The following is an 18,766-nucleotide window of genomic DNA, read 5'->3' as shown; positions in this document are numbered from 1 at the left end:
CGTAGCGGGCGTTTTAAGAGGTCGAGTGTCGTCGCCGTGCCGCCGACTTTGCGTTTTTACACAGCCTGGGTCGAAAGCAGACGCAGCAAAATGGCCGTATTCTGCTGAAGCTGTTTGTTGAACTCAGCATTGGACTCGGCCGCGATCGCCACCGTGGACCCTACCTAGCCTAATTTCCTCAGTGACCGACATGCACCTGCACTCCACAATACCGACATGCAGTCGGGCGTAGGCTTGCCGTGTTCGGCCGCTATTCGAGTCAAGAACCGTAACCATGCATCTTCAGAAGCCTTATCTGCTTCCGATGGTTGTTCTGGTAATTCCATCATCCAGGTCTCGAGGAGATAGTCGAACTCGGCCGCTTCATATAGTGTTTCTCCCACGCCACGATGTTCTAGTGACGGGTCAGCCCCCGCTGCCAACAGAATTTGTAGCGCCACCGCATCTTGGGCGAGCATCGCGCAGAACAAGGGCCCAAGGAACTCCTTGTCAAGGAGCTTGGGATCGGCACCCGCAGTTAGCAGAATATGCAACGCTGTGTGCCGCTCGGTCGGACATTCGAAGAATTGAACAGCCACTGTAAGCGCGCTGTCGCCGTCTGGCTTCTCAAAACTGTTTACGTCAGAACCCGCCTGAATTGCAGCGACAATTCCATCGATGTCACCCCTCGTTATTGTGCCAAACAACGTTGTGCTCATAAGATCAGAATTCGCTACCACGACGGTGAATTGAGAATTACACAATAACATAGCAAGCTGCTGACGATGCCGCATCAGAATCCAGCATCGATACGAGACAGTGGGGCCGCGCAGTCCACGGGCGCTCGCTTCGGATCGGCTCCGGACCGATCATGACCGCCCGAGACTTTCCACGGTTACAGGATGCTTGGTGCCAAAGGCACTCAACATGTCTCCCACTCCATCTGGCGAACTGTTTTGAGCCGACTGGAGCAACTAGCTTAACGAGAATACGACCGCTGACATTGTCCGGCATGACAAGCTGCGCGTCACCTACAGGCTGTACTCTTCAGGTTGGACCATGGTGCAAAAGGACGAGTTCTTGAGAACGTTGCTAACGGTGGCTCTCTGGAGTCACCCGGCCGGGCCTACTACATAGGGACGCGAGAACTCCGGCAGACCATGTCCGCTTCGGGTCGACAGCGGACGTGCCGCCCGTTGCAACAAGGCTGACCAGACTTTCCCAACTGGCAACAATTCCGGTAGACTGATCATTTTGTGGACGTGGGTAGTTGAGCGCACCTTGGGATGGCTACACCGCTTTCGCAGGTTGTGCATTCGGCACGAGAGGCGAGCAGATATCCATCAGGTATTCCTTTCGCTCGCTTGCTCGCTCATCTGTTGGCGATATGTCGAACGGTTTTGTTAGGCGCTCTTAGCCGAATTAAAATGTCAATACATCTTGCGCCCTGATGTCAACAAATTCACCAATGTATTTACGTAGCACGTCAGTGGGGCTATCACAAGATTCGCAATAGGCCATTGCAGATTTTTTTTAAATAAAAATAATTCCTGTTTACAATCGATGATTCTGCGATAAGATCGTCAACGCACTAAAGAAACGCTTCGCGAACAGGAACTGATCTATGTTCAATACGGACGTTTTATAATCCCAGCTAGATGGATCGATGACGTGCAAACGCACTTCATTTCTTTTAAATAAGTGGCATTTTCTCTAAACGACGAACCCAGCGTCGCTGGTGGCGATTCGATCAGGCACCGACGGTGGGAAGATTTTAAAAAAATCGAGAAGGCGACCGTATGCAAATTCAATCAGTTCTTAGTCACCTCGGCGCTTGGAGAAAAATCCAGATGGATTATCCAAGCTTTATCAATGAATTTAACAATGGACTCGCCGCACTATCTTCTCATGTGCCCGCGCCTTCCGTTCCTGAATCGCAAGATATTTTTTTTCAGTTAAGCGCAGCTCTCGTCACGCAAGGTTGGAATGCAAAGCCCGACTCTTTCCAATTTGGGCCGTCGAGACACCGAGTTGACTTAAGCAAGGAAAATCTGGCTGTTGAATTTATCGGTGGAAACATCGCCAGTGCGCTCACGTTTATTTTTGCAAAGCTTCCGATTCTTTTACGCACGCATCCGCACCTTTTGCCCGTCATCGTCTTGGCGAGTTGTGACCTGCATCCTCCTCTATCTGCCGGCACCGCCTTATTTGAACAGGTAGCCAGCTTAGTACGCGACTTACATCCACTGCCGTTCATGCACCCTTTTATGCTGATCGGCATCGGTCCCGCCCCAGGACCCTGTCATGTTGAAGAACTGACCTCTGACCTTGACCGGTATTTGATAAGCCTTCATCAGCGCACGTTGGACGACATGGCATTAGAGCTAGAACATCCGACCTACGATTTTAAGGCACAGTTACCAGAGGACACCAAAAAAACTGCGAAGGAAATCTGCGCGTTAGCGAACCTACGCGGCGGCGGATCGATTCTTCTTGGGGTGGACGACAATGGGCAAGCGGTCGGCGTTCCACACCACGCGCTAGATAAAATTCAATTAACGATCGGCAGCATTGCTTCTGATCGTTGTTCGCCAGTCCCCGAAATGACGTTCCGCGCATTTCCATTGACTTCGAATCCAGGGAAAAGTGTTCTTATAGTTCGCGTGTTAGAAATTATTGAAAAGCCCTGCATGTCCGATGATCGCGTCTTTATTCGCTATGGCACGAGCGCGCGTCCAGCCAAGGCTGAAGAAATTCGTCGCCTTCTAATTGCATAATTTTTATTGCGTCAGCTAATCCTTGGCATCAGGCCGTACCGATCGGGCGCCAAGGACCGGTACCAGTTGGTAACGAGCATATGCGTTTTTATGCTGCGTTAGTTGTCATAATGACTGGCGTCCTACTACTAGAGCAAATCTGACACAACAATATGGATAGATGATGATTCGATGCGCGTACGGCCGCTTGAAACAGAAGGGCTCAGCCATTCGCGTAGACAATCCGTGCGAGGGCCCAGCATGGCGCAAAAAATGTTTAGGGACAGCCCGTCACCACAGCGCCGCATGCGACGACGGCAGGTAAGCGCGCCTAACAAAACCCGCATGGCTGCGTTGCATCGTCTCGCCGTACAGTCGTACTGTCTTGGACGATGAGCCTTACCCTGCAGGTTTTGTTAGGCGCTCTAAGTGCCGTACGTGGACACCGAGGCGAAGGATTTGGTTCAGCACGCCTCATCTGGGTGAGCGTCGCTGTGCGGGTAAATGGTCGCAACCAGATGGCCGGGCTTGCGATTTAACGTCGTGGTCCGTGTTACTCCTACTATGGTGACCTTGAGACTACACCACAGAGCCACTTCTCCACGGCATGTGCGTGTTTGCTAGTCTACATTGGACGCGGTCCGTTGCACCCGAAAACGCCAGACGACGCGCGATCACATGTCTAGCGCTCCTTCTCAAACCGACATGTTACTGAACTCTGTCAAAGTGCCGGTCCACGATATTAGGAATGCGTTATCGCCATGATGTGGACATTGTCGCTTTGGGCTAATCGTTCCAAACAGAACCCAATCCGAACAGTGTTGCCAGCGTCCTCAAAACCTATATCTTTGCTCGCCAGTTTTTTGATATATCGCTCAGCGTTATGATTTTTCATGTTCGGCATCCGGCAAAATACAAAATTAAGGTTGCTGTGTCTGGACTGCCAGACACGCCATAAGATTGACGTATCGGTACACCCTGTCGCCAACAGTTCACGGATTTCGTGTGCTATTTCATTGACTGCCAATTGCGGCAGTTTTCGAATCTCTTCTGCGAGTACAACACCGACATACGCCAATGCCTTCTCACTGAGCAGCAGATGAAATATCTCGGTTAAGTTCTTACTTTTCAAAGAAAAAATTTTCCAATATTTTGAATTCATGAGCTTGTCAAAAAGACCATCTTTTACAAAAAATACCTGCTGATTGTTATCCTGCTCCAACTCTTCAGATTTGACATCGATGGTTCCTCCGTTCGTGGCAAGGAAGGTAAAGCTCGGGGTCTCTGCGTGCACCATGGCACTTAAATACGATGCCAGTAAATTTTCTTCCCCCGCCAGGACACCATAGCTGTGCTTATTAAAAAATTCCTCCTTTTCTACTAGGTAATTCACAAAATCATCGGGACGCCACAAATTGTCGAATAGGATGACAAATCCGACCTCATCTATTAAATGGATGAGGTCGCCATTTTCAGCTAATACATTGACTACGAAAAGTCGATCGTCTTCGTTAACCTCAGGCAGGGTGCCATACTCTTGCATTAACGATGCAGTGGTCTCGACGCTAGAAGACGACACCGGGCTTTCATTCTTGTCATCCGCATCTTCCCGCTGCGTTAGAAAATATCGTTCGGACTCGGTGTTTGCACCCCGTGCCACCGCGACCAAGTGAATTTTCTCTAGCCCTTCAGCTAAGCCCGTGATTGGAACGGTACAGCCGTTGTCTTTGAATACTAGATCTGGATGTTCCTTGATCCATCGTTTTGCGCCTCGCAATTGACCAAAAGATTTTGTAATCGCTGGCTTTTCCCATCTGCGCCAAATGACAGCTCGGCCTACTTCCATTATTTTCTTCGAATCCGCCATCACGTTCGGGTAATCCTTATCGGAAAAAATAATAAGTTGCTTCCCAAACCTGACCATGACATCGCAGAGCTCTTTTCCATCGCCGGTGCCTTTCGCTGCGTCACCTTGTTTTCTAAATGGTGAAGAGTAACAGTTCGCTTTTCCAAACAGTTTTACGCATGCATCAAATAAGCGGCTCTCAGAAGGTGTCATTTAACATTACGCTTTCGTTAATAAAATGAATAATTATGCTAACGCGATTTTGTGATTGCCGCCCCGCTCGCACGATTTGTGTGATTACACGCGATTCTTACGTTGAAGGGTAAAGCAAGCTGTGCAACCATATTCACGGTGTCAATCAGAAGCTCTTGCGCAGGACTCATAGCGGGAATTCTATTGATCTTATTATATTACTGGTTTTGTCTCCGTTGAGGTCGTCTTTCCTGTGAACTGAGGAGCGAGTCATGCTACACATTGACGACGCGGTGTTCAGCCGTACTGATCCTGCGCTGGCGGTGGCCTAGCGGCCATCAATGGCTGTAAGGTGTGGCCGGTCTACAGTTGTCGGAAAGGCGGCGTCGAGACGTATGCGACAAAGCTTGTGAGCCAGTACGCGGTGAGGCGCATGCCCAACACGGGCTCGCGGCGCCGAGCAGCGACCGGCAGATATGGCGCACGTCACTACCAAAGCAACCGAGGCTACGAGCGCCTAACAAACCTGTTCTTTGTCTTCACGGCAGCAGCGTCCTACACTGAGCCGTTCCGAACGTCTGTAATCGGCCCAGGCTGTGTAAAAACGCAAAGTCGGCGGCACGGCGACGACACTCGACCTCTTAAAACGCCCGCTACGGCGTTTTCTCGATGCCGGGAATGGTAAAGAGACCCCCTGAAACATACGGATCTCGCGTTTTTACACAGCCTGGACCCAAAGCGGACGCCGTTCTACACTTGGTCACCTAATACGTCGTACGAGATACAAATTCTTCACGAAGGTGTTTCAAGAATTATTTTGACCGCCCACGGGTGATTTTTAATTCGTGGAGCTCCTTCTGGGCGGGGGCAAATGATGCGCAGCTCGTGGTCACCCTCCCATTCAAGCTTCACAGAACATGGAGCATCAAGAACCTGTGTCGCCATTAGGCTAGGAACTGGCGCCCATTTTGGCCAAACATAGACCTCGGTCTCATATGACGGGTACCCGAAAAAACCGTTACCAACTCTTGCAATGTAGAGCCCTGTCGGCGACGGTACAAATTCACGTACTCGATAATGCCGCCAGCTCACTTCATAGCCCATAGATACGGTCAATATCACTGCAAGGCCCAATGCGATCCTTGTCAACCACATCAATTATTTCCTTGTATTGCTTTTGATCAAAATTTTAATGAAGTAGCTTCGCGATGTCTGCTTCGGGCCGGTTACGGACCTATGTAGCGTCCGCTTCCGACCCAGGCTGTGTAAAAACATAAAACCGAGCGGCGTGACCAGTTACAGCAAGGCTTTGGTTAATTGTGGAGTGCCAGGAAGGGCTGTGACGCCGCCTGACCTCTGCCCGACACTTTCGGCAGTTTGAGCAAAGGAAGCCTCCAGAGCAAGCTAAAACGCTGCAGAAAACGGGCATAGGCCCGGATCGCAGCCAGCATGCCGGGGATACCGAGCACCGCTATCAATCTCCGGAAATTATAGGCGAGCACGTGCAGGCTCATCTCGGTTGCCACGCGCTCCAATCCTTTCGTCAGAAAGTGTGTTGCTCCCATCCAGGACTTGATCGTCCCGTACGGATGCTCAACCGAGGAACGCCGAATTCTCATGGCACCAGGATTCTGCTCAAGGCGCCTCTGCATCTCGTCGAGCACATCCTGATGCTCCCAGCGGGACACTCGCCGTTGCGCACTCGGTGTGCACTTGTCCTTGAGGTGGCAGCCCTTGCAGTTCGAGCTCCAGTACCGATGCAGCTTCATACCCTTTTCGACGCTTGCAAAACGCCATATCAGGGATTCGCCGGCCGGGCAGCGGTACTCGTTCTTGTGGAGGTCGTAGATGAAGTCAGCCTTATCAAATCGACCATCAGCCTTCGCGCCGGATGTCTTCGTGGGTGGTACCAAAGCCGAGATGCCGGCCTCGTGACAGGCAAGAATTTCTTCGCCTTTGAAATAGCCGCGATCCGCAATTACGGTCAACGTCGTCGTACCGATTGCGGCACGGGCTTTCTTCGCCATGCCTGACAATTGGTCGCGGTCGCTGCCGTTATTAGTCACCTCATGCTCAACGATCAAATGATGCTTGGCGTCGACTGCGGTCTGCACGTTGTAGCCAACAATTCCCGAACCGCGCGTTATCATCGAGCGCGAGTCCGGGTCAGTGATCGAAATCTGCGTTTCGCCAGTCTCTATCAGCTTCGCTTCAATTTCCTTGAGTGTCGCCATTTGAGATTTCATCGCTGCGATCTTGTCGTTGAGCCGAACCCTTTTCGACTGTGCAGTGGCCGGTTCATGCCGGTCAGCGGTATCGAGTTCTGCCAGATAGCGACCGATATTCGCTTCGATCTCCGCTATCCTGCGCTTGAGTTTTGCATCGGTAAAATTCCGGTCGCTGCTGTTGACGGCCTTGAATTTACTGCCGTCGATAGCGACGACTGCATCCGAAAACAGATCCAACCGCTGGCATAGCACAATGAACTGCCGGCAGACCTTGCCGATCGCTTTGCTATTATCTTTTCGGAAGTTCGCAATCGTTTTGAAATCGGGCGCCAGGCGTCCCGTGAGCCACATCAGCTCGATGTTACGCTGGGCCTCACGCTCAAGCCGCCGGCTCGATTGAATACGATTGAGGTAGCCGTAAATGTAGAGCTTGAGCAGCACGGCAGGATGATAGGCTGGCCGCCCAGTCTTGGCCGGGTGCACGCTTCCGAATCCGAGGCTGGCAAGATCAAGCTCTTCGACAAATACATCGACCACACGGACTGGATTATCCTCAGCCACGTAGTCGTCCAAGAGTTCAGGAAGCAGCGTCCCTTGTCCGCGATGTTCGCCTTCGATAAAGCGGTTCATTTGGCACCCCAGTGATGAGATACTTCTTCAACGATTACCGAACCGGTTTCGTTTACATCGGCCTACGTTTTTACACAGCCTGGACCCGAAGCAGACGTTCCTACTTTGTCGCCGACACTATCGCTGGAGCGGCTAAAGCACGGCATTGTTGAATGTTGCGCTCTGTTTTGGGAAAGAAGGTGGTTGGCTCGCAAATCGATCCTGGAGGCGAAATCTTGCAAAGGCCGACGATTAGAAAGTCTGTTGCCGCATCCGTGCATGCCTTGTTCAGCTCCAGCACATCCCCCCCTTGGCGCCCCTCCCATGAAGAAAGGAATTCTTGTACCCGTTGGAGAGCGGGGCCGAAATATGCTCGATCTTTTTCGGCTACGGCTTTGTTCATTTGAGGAAGTTCGCGCTCGAGCAGAGCTACAGTTCCCGAAGCAAACGTATCCGAATGGCCGTTTGCTAGTGACGTAAGGGGGCATAGAAGCATCAGCGCTACGAGAGCAAATCGCATGGTTTTCCTGAGTGAAAAATGGGATCGTAAGGACTTGAACGTCTGCTCCTGGCCGAAAGCAGCCCTGCATCATTACTCCGTGTACAGCGTAGTTCTGTCCGCACGAGCAATGGGTTTTGTTGATCGCACTCAACTAGGCGCGCTGATCCAATGACGGATCGTCGCGTCTGTCTGGACGTCCAGAACGATCTGTTCGCGCAGACAAAGCGAACGCACGTTATTAGCGAACTTGGCAGATAGGTCGACCGCTGCATTCGGGTGCTCATCAAATCGATGACCCCGGAACACGAGGCCGCGTAGCACGAAGTCGACATCGGCGCGGCTGACAGGATTGCCGACGTCGCGACAGCCGTCGCGCACGCGCTTGGCAGTGTCTAGGAAACTGTACCCATGTGCAGCAAGGTCAGACGACAGCACAGCAAATAATGTGCGGTAACGGGCAGGGGTGAGCAGCGGAACGCCTGCGACTTCGTGCAGCTGGCGGGCCAGCGCCAGGATCGTAGCATCGCCAGTCCACTCTTGATCGGTAGGCGGGCTTGTAGCAAGGCCGCGCGCATGCAGCGTTGGGTCGTAGACGATGCCGCCGGCGACTTTCCAGTCAAACTGCAACGGTGCCAATGCAAGTGACTCCAAAAAGCGCCGAAAGCTCCCGTTGCCATACCAGTCGACAGGAGTTGCGCCCGCGTGGCGTGAAATCAGGCTCGCGAGTCGCGCGCACGCTACGGGCTCGGCAGATTGCTGGACCTCGCGCCGGACAAGATCCGTCAACGCGCGGACATCTACACTCGGCGCGGCGCCCTCCCCCGTTCCACTCTCCCCAGGCACACCATGCCGCGCTGGATCATACACAACACCGCCGTTATGGGCAGAGATGCGCAAGGGCCCAATGTCGCTGGCGCGCAAGAGCGCACCAAAAGAACCATGTCCGCACCACGATGAATCCAGCGCGTCGATTCGATCCTGAGCCTGGGTTGCCAAGCTCGCCAGCGAAACAGGTGCCTCTGCCTGGATCAGCGCTATGCGAACCAGATCGGCCACGGCCGCAATCGACGAAGGCGGGCAGACAGGTTTCGCCGATTCCGGCTCACACGGTTGGGCCATTCCAAGTGCCCCACGCACGAACTCGTCCTGATCGATGACCAGATCAGCCGACGCGCGGTAAGCTGCGGAGGGAAAACCGATCGCCAGTACCGTCGTGCGTCGATCCCAGCGGCGCAGCTTGCGAAGCACTGGGGTAAAGTCGGCATCGGCCGACAAGACGATGAACTCGTCGTAGTGGGCCTCATGCTGCAGCAGATCGACAATGTCAAGTACCATATGGATATCGGTGCTGGTCTTACCGCCGCTCGTGAGCGCCGGACAATCAATGATCTCGAACCCGGCCAGATTGAAATATGGCCGGAACCGCTGGTAGGCCTGGGGATTCAGGTAGCAGCGCCGAACAAGAATGCGGCGCTTGGGCGCGCCAGTGACGTGTTCTGGCAGCGTCAGCGAATTGACCATCCAGCTGACCCATTCCATGGGTGCCTTAGCGAAACGATCGGCCGTCGCTTGGTCCAGCTGCCGTAGCCCAGAATAGATATTGTCAAAGTCGACGAACAGCGCACTTTTCATCGTGCGCTCCTGCTGGGCGACAGGCCGCAAAAAGTTAGAAGGCGTAGCGGGGTTGGAGTGACATACATGCTGTACCTGTGTCAGGAGAACTTGATGTCAGCATACCATTTTCTTTCAGAAACTATTTAGACTTCCTGGAGAATGTACGCCTCAGTGCTTGAGTCCGCTCTTGGCCGATTACAGTTCAGAATAGCTTAGTTTACGACCTTGTCGTTCTGACCAGAAGAAAGGGCTTCATTAAACGTGCTGGTCGTCGCGCATGGTCATCACGACGGCACGCTCCTGCGTCGTCAGATGGGTATAGATTCGGGGCATGGCGGCACTCTACAGGAAAGAGTGTTGCACTTGGTTTTAGAGACTGCCCGGCTTAAACATGCAGCCACCCTATTCTCCTCTTAAGTCGCTGGTGTCTTTCGCCATTGCCTTTACTGCTGGTGTGATTGCTAATTCCGCTGTCAGGTCTTATGGTCAATGGCAATACCGGCGAGGTCGCAATTCATCCTCCAAAGATAGCCAGGCAGAGAGATAGCATCGCACTATATCGAAGATAGGCCAATAATGTTATTGGCCTAATTTGCACGTATCCATAACAGCTACTAACAGGCGGGTTCAAGAAGTAGAGACCGTCTATGTTCTATTCCGGAAAAATCCTGCTGGGTCCACTTCACGCAAATAAACATGCTGTCCTGCCGAAATTTTGCAGGCATCACGTTGTTGAAATTTATTTTTTCCAGATCAACCATGGCAACAGCTTAATACCTGCGCTGGAACCTGCCTTACCTAAATATTTGTTAAGTAATTCTTCAAGCTCTAGTGGATCGGTAATAGATTGATAGCGATGCTTACCAAAGTCCACATGTGCCACGTTTAATCCTTTGGCTAAAGCTTCATGTGTACGGCGTTTCCAAAACTCTCTTCCATATTCAATATGTACTTGATCTGAAAGAACAGCAAGCGGATCGGTCAGCAGTGCATTGCTCTGTTTCATCATTACGTCAAAAAATAGACTAGAACTGAACATATACGTTATCGGTAGCTCAGAATCTTTCCACAGAAATGTCTGCATAATAGAACTTACAGGCAAGAAGCTGTAGTGGTGAAATCTGTATTTGATATAAATTACTAACCGATCTTCATACTCTGCAAATATGGAACCAGATTGGGTTCCAGTACGCTGAAAATTTAAAGCTTCATTCGTTCTAAGCAGAATTTTTCCCGCTGCCGTAGCTTCCTTTTTTTTTAGAAAGGATAGCAGTGTTAAATTTTCTTTAGGGTCATCGAGATGTAACTCGTCCTCCTCTACTAGAGAAGGAACGCCTGCTAAAGCTATTAGTCTAGTCACGGAAAAATCCTGCAGGGTCAACTTCACGCAAATAAACATGCTGTCCTGCCGAAATCTTCTCAGCATCACGTTTGTCGTTCAGACGGAAGCTGACGAGGTCGCGCCGGCGGGTGCCATCGGGATGTACGGCTTTCGTTGATGTGAGACTGGCAATCAGGCAACCGTTGAGACTCGATTCCGCTCTCAATGCAAAACCGTGCCGAGGTCTCGCCACATACTGCGTAATGATGATGCCCTCGCGGGGCAACATCATTACCACTTGCAGTTCGATTTCAATCGGCACAGTTATCAGCTGAAAGGCAGAGCGCGAATGAACTGCGCAAGTCGTATCGCTTCCCGTGGCGTGAGATCTGCAGGCAATTCAAGCGTTACACGTTCGGCCGGGCGCAATACGTAAGAATGCTCGATTTCCTCATCATCGTATTCTTCGCCTTCATCCTCCTCGTCTTCAAATGGATCGGTGAACGACAGGGATTCGACAAATTGGGCAAGACGGTCAGCTTCGGTTTGGTTCAGACTTGGCGGCAAACGCAGGGGGATTCTCAAGTCGAGGCGAAGTAAAAATGAGTGGCATACTGTGCGCGTTGCCAGTTTGACTGTGAGGTCTCTGTCATCCTCCTCATCCTCATCTTCCCCATCCTCTTCATCATCCTCCTCGTCGTTTTCGTCGTCTTCTTCTTCGCCCATTGCGTCACGTGCAAAGTCAGCAACCAGCGTCGTTTTGACTGCCCAGTCGAAGCGCGATGAATAACCTTTTGAACCTCTTACGAAAATTCCGCATCCTGCTTCCTGCAAGAGGCGAAACGCAGCAATTAACTCTCCATACTTAACGACAATGCCTCTCTGTTTAAGAAGGAAATGAATCCTTTTGGCGAAGCTTACCTTCGAGTTGTTCGTTCTTTCCCCCAACATATCCAGGATGGCGCGGACGGTCGGGTTGCTTTCGTAAAGGTCAGCCAGTTTTGCTCTGTTCATAAGTTCTTCTTATCAGTTTTTGAATCGGTTGTTGTTCGATCGTTTACTGGTCGTCAAGACCGCTTTTTCATTCGTCGTAGTCGTTCACGATCTGGGGCATTTCGCTGCCGAACAAGTAGATGCCGGCACCACCGCCGCGCGCCCAAGGACTTTGAACAAACGCCAGCTTGCCAAGCTCCTCTAACTCATGAGTAGCAGCGATGTCATCCCAGCGCTCAGCAAGGTCACGGTAAGTACGTGCAGCCAGTTTCTGCACGCCGTACCAAAGGTAGAGTTCGTTCCAAGCGATGAAGGTACATCCTTTGGTGACGATTTCTTCCAGCCGGGACGTCAGCAACTCATCATGACGCTTCTCTATTTTCATACCATCTCCGCTCTTCGTTTAATCAGATTGTTTGAACAATAGCCATAGTTTAAACAAGAAATTTTGTTTAAACAAGATTTTTTAACGAAACAATCGATTATTTCGAACGGTGCCTAGTACGTCGTTACTATTGATAAAATAGGTTATCAATAGTAAAGCTGGCTCGGCCCTAGCGGCCGTGGGCGTCCACAGCGAGTTGCAGGGCTGATACGCAGGCTGGGGCACTGCGTCTGGTGGCGGCAAGGTCTGGTAGGTTCAGCGTGGACTATTCGCCGAATTGCGCGATCAGACAGTTGATTCGATTACAGGAATAACAACCTCGACTGCCTCTCACTGCCTTAGACACCTGGCAGCCCAGGGAGTGGCTCCAGTGTGGCCCTCGCAATGCCCACGGTGTCCATCCAGGACCAATACCTGGGCAAGTCGTGGATACTAAGCCTAATACACGAGGTATCGCTGGCGTCTTATCCGGGAAGGTCGGGAACGTACGCCTCAAACTCTGTGGACAGCTGCTCCGCAGTCGGCACGACATATGAGTCGGAGAGGACCAGTCTGTGGACGACTAACAGCGGCAGCGCCGCAGGTTGAGCAAGGTAGAGCGCGAAGCAAGCACGCGTGCTGTCGATTGAATCGCCCCGTATTTGTAAAGGCTCCATTGTTTGAGAGCATGGAGTCATGAAGAAGCAACCCAAGTACTCCTCCGAAGTCACCGAGCGTGCCGTGCGCATGGTCAGCGAAGCCGGTAGCATAGTCCCCGCCTAGCCATCGCTCGCTTCCAAGTACAGGATATGGCAATCCGCTTCCGCGCTCGAGCCGTCTTCCGGAACGGTGCCCGCGTTGAACGGCGGCCGTCGTAGAGCAGCACCAGCACACGCTCTCCGCCCACAGTCTTAAGGCCGACGACCTGCTCATCTTCCCAAAAACGGTTGGCGGGAGCCTCGTCCACAAGTGCATCGCCCATCGCCGGTACTCCTAGCAGCGCCCGTGGCGGCCGACAAGGCGTTCAGCGCGGCCGGTGCCTTAGGCAACTCCTTTGTTTTGGCCGAGCTGGTGCTTAAGACTGCTGATAATTCGCTCGATATCGAACTCTTCATTTGCCAAGGCTCGAGACGGTGAGAGCTCATCGAGATCGTCGTGCTTTTTAATTAGGTAGAAATGCATGGCCCACTGCAGTCCATCTGTACTGTCGAATTCAGAAAGAACGCGCATACGACGCTCTTTTTCGACACCCAACTGCCACACTGGGTACAAAGGCTCGGAAGCTCCATCTACGAGACAATAGAACGCCTTGCTCGATACGGCCGAGTTGAGCTCATCGGCGGACATCCCGGACAATCGTTGAATTTGCTCGGCAGTGTAATTACGAGGCGACGCCATTGCCCTAGCTACCATATGTGCGTCGAGCTCGGCGACCTGGTCACGAATCCAAGGCATTTCCTTGCCTTTGCGCACGCCAAAGCTGTAACCACTCAGTGGGAAATAACCTTCAGGTACCGGGATAATTTTTCCCCAAGTCGTGTGGTCGCCACCCTTGTTGTTCTGCTCCTTGGCGATGATCACTGTGGTGTCGTGTTCAAAGAAGAAGCGAATGAAGGCATCGCGCTCCATCACTTCGGTCTGTTCCCCGAACAACGCCCCGTAACGCTGTTCCCTGGCAAACCAGTGACCGCGCTGCTGGGTTGTCTTCCCTCCGTCCGCTGCGATCTTGCGCAGCGCCCGCTCGCTGATTCCAATGACACGCCACGAGTCCGGGCAGGAGGCAATGCTCTCGAGGGAAAGCTGCTGCGCCCATTTGCTGATGCTAGGCGGCGCGGTCCTCAGCAGCAAATAGGTTTGGTAGAGAAAATCGGCTGTCTCTTCATCTGGAGCGTACGGACGGTTGATGTCTTGCATAGTGTAGGTCGTCGGCTGTTCAGTAATCGGCCAGTTTAGGGCGGCGACAGCACACCATCAACTGATAGCTGGCGCTGCGGCCCGAGTCCCATGGATATTGTTGCTTATCAGCAACCAGCGCCACTATAAAGCAATTCCGAGCAGAAGCATTGCGAGCCGATCGCGGCACGACGCGTCGGCCACTTGGCTAACCTGTCGAGCTGTCGGTTCAGAGTATGCGATGATGTGGTGCGCTGGCTCGCCAACTGAAGTGAGGGCCGTATGGAAGTCAGACTCCATGCGCGCTGCGAAGGCGGAGCACAGGCTTCCCTGCGCCAGAGAGATTACGCCGACTGATAGTTAGCTTAGCACCGTCCGGGCGCCGCATGAGTGAAGAGGTTTTCTCATGTCGCCGCAGAAGCTTGATGGCACGACAAGACGTTCGCCTTACCTAAGCTCAGTGCTTAGATGATAAGTCGTATTATCATCGTTGCGTTTTTCAGCGGCCTCAAATAGCCCACTTATTGCGCAAATAGATGATGCGCTGTTCATAGCGCTTACGTTCTTCGTAGGCGCCTTCTGCCGGCTCGATAGGCTTGCCGGCCATCTGGGATGCTGCCAGTGTGGCGTCAAAGTTTTCCAGCTTGCGTACTAAATCGAGCAATTCCCGCAAATCTGGTTGAAGTTCATTTAGCATTGTTGTCCTCTTTTATAGGTCAGGTGCGGCCCACGATTCGCCCTGGTCCAGGGCGTCGTTATATGCTTCACTTAACAGGTAAGCCTGACGCGCCGCAGCCGGCATGGCAGAGGCGGCCATCATGAGCCAGTGCGCGCGCCGTTCCTCGGTCATAGAATTCCACCAGGCCATTCCGGACTGGGCATCGTCTTCAGGTAGAGGGAATACGCCGCCGCCCGCTTCCTCCCCATCTTCGAGCAATGTCAGCTTCCAGCCGCCGCCCAGGTTATCCGGCCGCGGGTGAATCTCATAGGTGCGTTTCATGCGATCTCATCACTGTGCAACGGTTGGCTTCACGATCCGCATCACGCTGGCGCGCGAGATGGCGTAATCCCTGGAGAGCGCACTGATTGAGGCACCGGCTTTATGTCGCGTCACCATCGTTGCGCGCTGTTCGTCTGTCGTCCTGGTTGGGCGGCCGAGCGTTTTGCCTTCCGCCTTCGCCCTAGCCAAGCCGGCTTGTGTGCGTTCGACCAGCAAGTCGCGCTCCATCTCGGCAACCGCTGCGAGCATGGTCAACATGAGCTTGCCGGGGGCGCTGGCCAGGTCAAGCTTCCCTAGCTGGAGCACAATGACCTCGATGTGGCGCGCCGCCAGCATCTTGATCGTGGCGCCGACGTCTTGAGCATCACGGCCGAGGCGGTCGAGCTTCGCCACTACCAGCGTCTCGCGATCGCGGATCTGGCTCAGCATCTTGGCAAACTGGGGCCGCTGCAGCGCCGGGACCTTCCCGCTAACCCCTTCATCCGCGAACCAGTAATCCACCTGGTAGCCGGCGCGCTCGAGCTCGAGGCGTTGGTTCTCGCTCTGCTGGTCTCTTGTGCTGACTCGACCATATCCAAAAATCGCCATCGTACCCCCTTATGTCCAATAACATATAGATTACATATGAACATGTTCAAAAGTCAAATAATTATTTTATGAACATACTAAGGCGAGGCGAAACCGGGCCGTCCATAAACGGCCGTTTAATTACATCGATCAACAGAAAAATAGATGTACACTTGCAATCTCTTTCTGGAGTAAGCATGCCTCGCCACCAGCCACGCCGCCCAAGTCCGACACCGAACTCTCGTCCATCCGCACGCCCCCCAGGACCCACACCTAACGTCGGATCTAATGTAGGGGTGCATCGTCGCGACTTCCTCTCTAACGAACTGTTCGGTAACGAAGCAGGTGACGACGAGGATCTAGAGGTGCTTAATAGTTATTTTCTAGATAAGCCTGAGTTCGACAGCTTTTACTCAGTGCATACCAAGCTCGCATTCGCCAGGTCAAGAAAAGGTATGGGGAAATCAGCGCTGCTAAAGCAAACAATGTACCTTCGTCAGCAGGAGGAAAAGGACGACTTGTTGGTGTATGTGAAAGCGTCAGATTTAATTGCTCTCCAGAATATAAACACGACGACTCCAGCTGAATTGGTGCATGCTTGGCAACAGCGCATCTGCACATTAATTAATCTTGAGCTTGGTGCTACTCTAAATGTCGGCCTCTCAGACGACAGCATGCTCCTAGTCGAATCTTCGGAATTAGCTGGATTCCGTAATCGAAATATCGTTGGTGCCCTATTGGATCGACTAAAGATTAAGGGGCTTGGCGCAGAGATCGAGCGCACTCGGGTTTCAACAGCTGACTCCCAAGCTGTTCTAGAGCGTGTGATGTCGCAACGCGAAGTAACGGTCTGGCTTTTCATTGACGACGTCGACGCCACTTTCTTGAATACTGAGTCCGAACGTCTAAAGGCTAGTACTTTCTTCAGCGCCTGCCGCAACTTAGTAAGTGTTGTCCGTGGCCTGTGCATTCGCGCAGCAGTTCGTACCGATGTGTGGTCCGTACTCACACAGTACGACGAGGCCCTTGATAAGTGCGAGCAATATATGATCGACCTTAACTGGAGCACTGAGGAAACAGGTCGGATTATTGAAAATAAGATAGTTAGCTTTTTTAGGCGCACTTACCCTGACAATTTACTTTATCAAAATTATGAGCCAGCCATTGATGGGGCCGCCATCAGAAAAATAATTTTTAAAGAGCCTTTCGCTTGGGGAACTGGCAGGTTTGTAGACTCGTTTAGGCCGATCCATATCTTATCGGCTGGGCGACCACGCTGGGCTGCTCAACTATGTAAGTTAGCCGCGAAAACTGCGTATAAAAATAGCTCGTCTCTTATTACTATAAATCACATTCACGACGTCTTACAGGATTACGGCAAGTTTCGAGTTGACGACCTCTATAAAGAGCATCGACACCAGTGTGCAGTGATGCAGGATATTGTAGAATCGTTTGCTGGCGGCCAACGTCGATTCGCAACAGATGCATTACTCGAACATATAGCCGAAAAAATAATCCGGCGAATCGGGATTCCGAAGATCGACGGCATTACAGCCGCTGAGGGACCACTTTCTGTTGCACATTTCCTTTTCCGTTGTGGATTTATAGCTGCACGAGATGATCAAGATCCTTCCGGGTTAGGATTCATTAAATTTGAGGACAGGCCGAATTTGCTCTCCGTCCAAACTAATTTAGATGATAATCTGGTTTGGGAAATTCACCCAAGTTATCGCCATTTCCTGCGTATTCAGGGAACTCGTGGCGCTGAAACTTTCTAATCAGTACTAGTACTAGCTAGTTGCGGACAGTTGATGTCCTTTGCGTACGCGAGGTAATAAAGGGATAGGATCAGTGGGGAAAAAGGCTTTATTGCGTAAAATCAGGCTCGGCCAGCGTAGAATGTGTCGGTCTGTTAGCCTGAACAGATGAAACCAGGTTTACAGAAGTACAGCACGACCAACTGGAAGGCATACAATGAAGCCTTAAGGCACGCGGTTTACGGCTCATCTGACCTGATCTGAATCTGAACTGGCACGGCCAGCCGAGCGGCAAGCGCAGGCGAAGACAGATGTTCAGCGATGAGGCTATCCAATTCTGCCTGAGTATTAAGTGCCTATTTAACTTGCCGCTGCGTCAGGCCATGGGCATGACACAGAGCCTGCAGATCCTGGCTGGGCTTGACTGGTCGGTGCCGGACTACAGCACGGCAAGTCGGCGGCAAAAGACGCTGTAGGTGATAATGGACGCCATGCCGACTACGACAGGATTGCATCTGCTGGTGGACAGCACGGGTATCAAAATGCTGGGCAAAGGCGAATGGAAAACGAAAAAGCATGGCGCAGAGTATCGCCACCAATGGCGCACGATGCATCTCGGATCATGCGTCCACGCTCGAGATCCGGGCCATGGAGGTAACCGACAAAAGTATCGGCGACGCACCTGTCCTGCCAGCGCCGCTCAGCCAGATTCCTGTCGACGAGAAGATTGCCAGTGTCAGTGGCGATGGCGCTTACCACACGAAGGACTACCATAAGGCGATCGCTTTGCGCGCCGCGCATGCCATTATCCCGACCCCCAAGAATGCCAAGCCCTGGAAGGCCCAGCCATTACGGTGCAGACACATGCAACGACATCCTGTACACAACACGCAGGCTGGGACGGGCAATCTGGAAGAAGTGGAGCGGCTAGCATCGCCGCAGTCTTGTTGAAACCAAAATGCGATGTTTCAAACTGCTGGGTGAACGCGTCATGGCACTTGACTTCGATCGTCAGGTCGCCGAAATAGAAGTGCAGGCTGCCGTGCTGAACCGCTTTACTCGACTGGGTACCCCGGCTACGGTCCCAGTGTTATAAACAAGCTACAAATAGCGTCAGCTCGGCCTTGCTCGATTTGCGCAACAAA

Annotated in this window: 14 protein-coding genes and 3 pseudogenes; 4 read left to right on the top strand and 13 right to left on the bottom strand. The window is 52.3% G+C overall.

Annotated features, from left to right (window positions below; translation table 11 throughout):
• Positions 1–164: 164 nt before the first annotated feature.
• The gene (locus tag IFT60_RS17495; RefSeq protein ID WP_192053849.1) at positions 165–749 is read right to left on the bottom strand and encodes an ankyrin repeat domain-containing protein; all 585 of its coding nucleotides are present in this window, start codon (positions 747–749) and stop codon (positions 165–167) included.
• Positions 750–1,242: 493 nt separating this feature from the next.
• Between IFT60_RS17495 and IFT60_RS17490 the strand changes: the two are divergent.
• Both IFT60_RS17490 and IFT60_RS17485 read left to right on the top strand, forming a co-directional pair.
• A pseudogene (locus IFT60_RS17490) lies at positions 1,243–1,386 on the top strand (IS5/IS1182 family transposase); the annotation flags it as partial.
• Between the two features lie 392 nt (positions 1,387–1,778).
• Entirely contained in the window at positions 1,779–2,756 is a 978-nt protein-coding gene (locus tag IFT60_RS17485; RefSeq protein ID WP_192053847.1) for an AlbA family DNA-binding domain-containing protein, read from the top strand.
• Positions 2,757–3,477: 721 nt separating this feature from the next.
• On the opposite strand, the gene IFT60_RS17480 is transcribed toward IFT60_RS17485, so the two are convergent.
• From IFT60_RS17480 to IFT60_RS17425, 12 genes and pseudogenes are all read right to left on the bottom strand, one after another.
• Positions 3,478–4,794, bottom strand: coding sequence for a hypothetical protein (locus IFT60_RS17480; protein WP_192053845.1), 1,317 nt, complete (start codon positions 4,792–4,794; stop codon positions 3,478–3,480).
• Between the two features lie 1,409 nt (positions 4,795–6,203).
• Positions 6,204–7,631: pseudogene (locus IFT60_RS17475) on the bottom strand (IS1182 family transposase); the annotation flags it as partial.
• 100 nt (positions 7,632–7,731) lie between these two features.
• Complete coding sequence (locus IFT60_RS17470; protein WP_192053843.1) at positions 7,732–8,130, bottom strand: hypothetical protein; 399 nt, start codon at positions 8,128–8,130, stop codon at positions 7,732–7,734.
• Positions 8,131–8,259: 129 nt separating this feature from the next.
• Complete coding sequence (locus IFT60_RS17465) at positions 8,260–9,744, bottom strand: NYN domain-containing protein (protein ID WP_192053841.1); 1,485 nt, start codon at positions 9,742–9,744, stop codon at positions 8,260–8,262.
• A 721-nt stretch (positions 9,745–10,465) separates the two neighbouring features.
• Complete coding sequence (locus IFT60_RS17460; RefSeq protein WP_192088025.1) at positions 10,466–11,086, bottom strand: hypothetical protein; 621 nt, start codon at positions 11,084–11,086, stop codon at positions 10,466–10,468.
• Positions 11,079–11,369, bottom strand: a complete 291-nt coding sequence (locus IFT60_RS17455) for a hypothetical protein (RefSeq protein ID WP_192053837.1) — start codon at positions 11,367–11,369, stop codon at positions 11,079–11,081. The genes IFT60_RS17460 and IFT60_RS17455 overlap by 8 nt, the downstream gene beginning before the upstream one ends.
• Before the next feature lie 5 nt (positions 11,370–11,374).
• The gene (locus tag IFT60_RS17450; RefSeq protein ID WP_192053834.1) at positions 11,375–12,061 is read right to left on the bottom strand and encodes a hypothetical protein; all 687 of its coding nucleotides are present in this window, start codon (positions 12,059–12,061) and stop codon (positions 11,375–11,377) included.
• Between the two features lie 67 nt (positions 12,062–12,128).
• On the bottom strand, positions 12,129–12,425 hold the full coding sequence (locus tag IFT60_RS17445) for a hypothetical protein (RefSeq protein WP_192053832.1): 297 nt from the start codon (positions 12,423–12,425) through the stop codon (positions 12,129–12,131).
• Between the two features lie 1,020 nt (positions 12,426–13,445).
• Positions 13,446–14,318 (bottom strand): hypothetical protein, encoded by an 873-nt coding sequence (locus IFT60_RS17440; RefSeq protein ID WP_192053831.1) that lies wholly within the window; start codon positions 14,316–14,318, stop codon positions 13,446–13,448.
• Between the two features lie 487 nt (positions 14,319–14,805).
• Complete coding sequence (locus IFT60_RS17435) at positions 14,806–14,994, bottom strand: hypothetical protein (protein ID WP_192053829.1); 189 nt, start codon at positions 14,992–14,994, stop codon at positions 14,806–14,808.
• 12 nt (positions 14,995–15,006) lie between these two features.
• Positions 15,007–15,297 carry a hypothetical protein gene (locus tag IFT60_RS17430; protein ID WP_192053827.1) on the bottom strand — a complete coding sequence of 97 codons (291 nt, stop codon included), beginning with the start codon at positions 15,295–15,297 and terminating at the stop codon, positions 15,007–15,009.
• Between the two features lie 9 nt (positions 15,298–15,306).
• Positions 15,307–15,885, bottom strand: a complete 579-nt coding sequence (locus IFT60_RS17425) for a recombinase family protein (protein ID WP_192053825.1) — start codon at positions 15,883–15,885, stop codon at positions 15,307–15,309.
• Between the two features lie 275 nt (positions 15,886–16,160).
• Here IFT60_RS17425 and IFT60_RS17420 point away from each other — a divergent pair, with 275 nt between their 5' ends.
• On the top strand, positions 16,161–17,642 hold the full coding sequence (locus IFT60_RS17420; protein ID WP_192053823.1) for a P-loop ATPase, Sll1717 family: 1,482 nt from the start codon (positions 16,161–16,163) through the stop codon (positions 17,640–17,642).
• A 147-nt stretch (positions 17,643–17,789) separates the two neighbouring features.
• Positions 17,790–18,717: pseudogene (locus tag IFT60_RS17415) on the top strand (IS5 family transposase).
• Positions 18,718–18,766: the final 49 nt, after the last annotated feature.

The organism is Massilia sp. CFBP 13721, from assembly GCF_014842025.1.
Classification (GTDB): Bacteria; Pseudomonadota; Gammaproteobacteria; order Burkholderiales; family Burkholderiaceae_D; genus Telluria.
The sequence above is the reverse complement of the archived record's forward strand: the minus strand, read 5'-3'. Positions and strand labels throughout refer to the sequence as shown.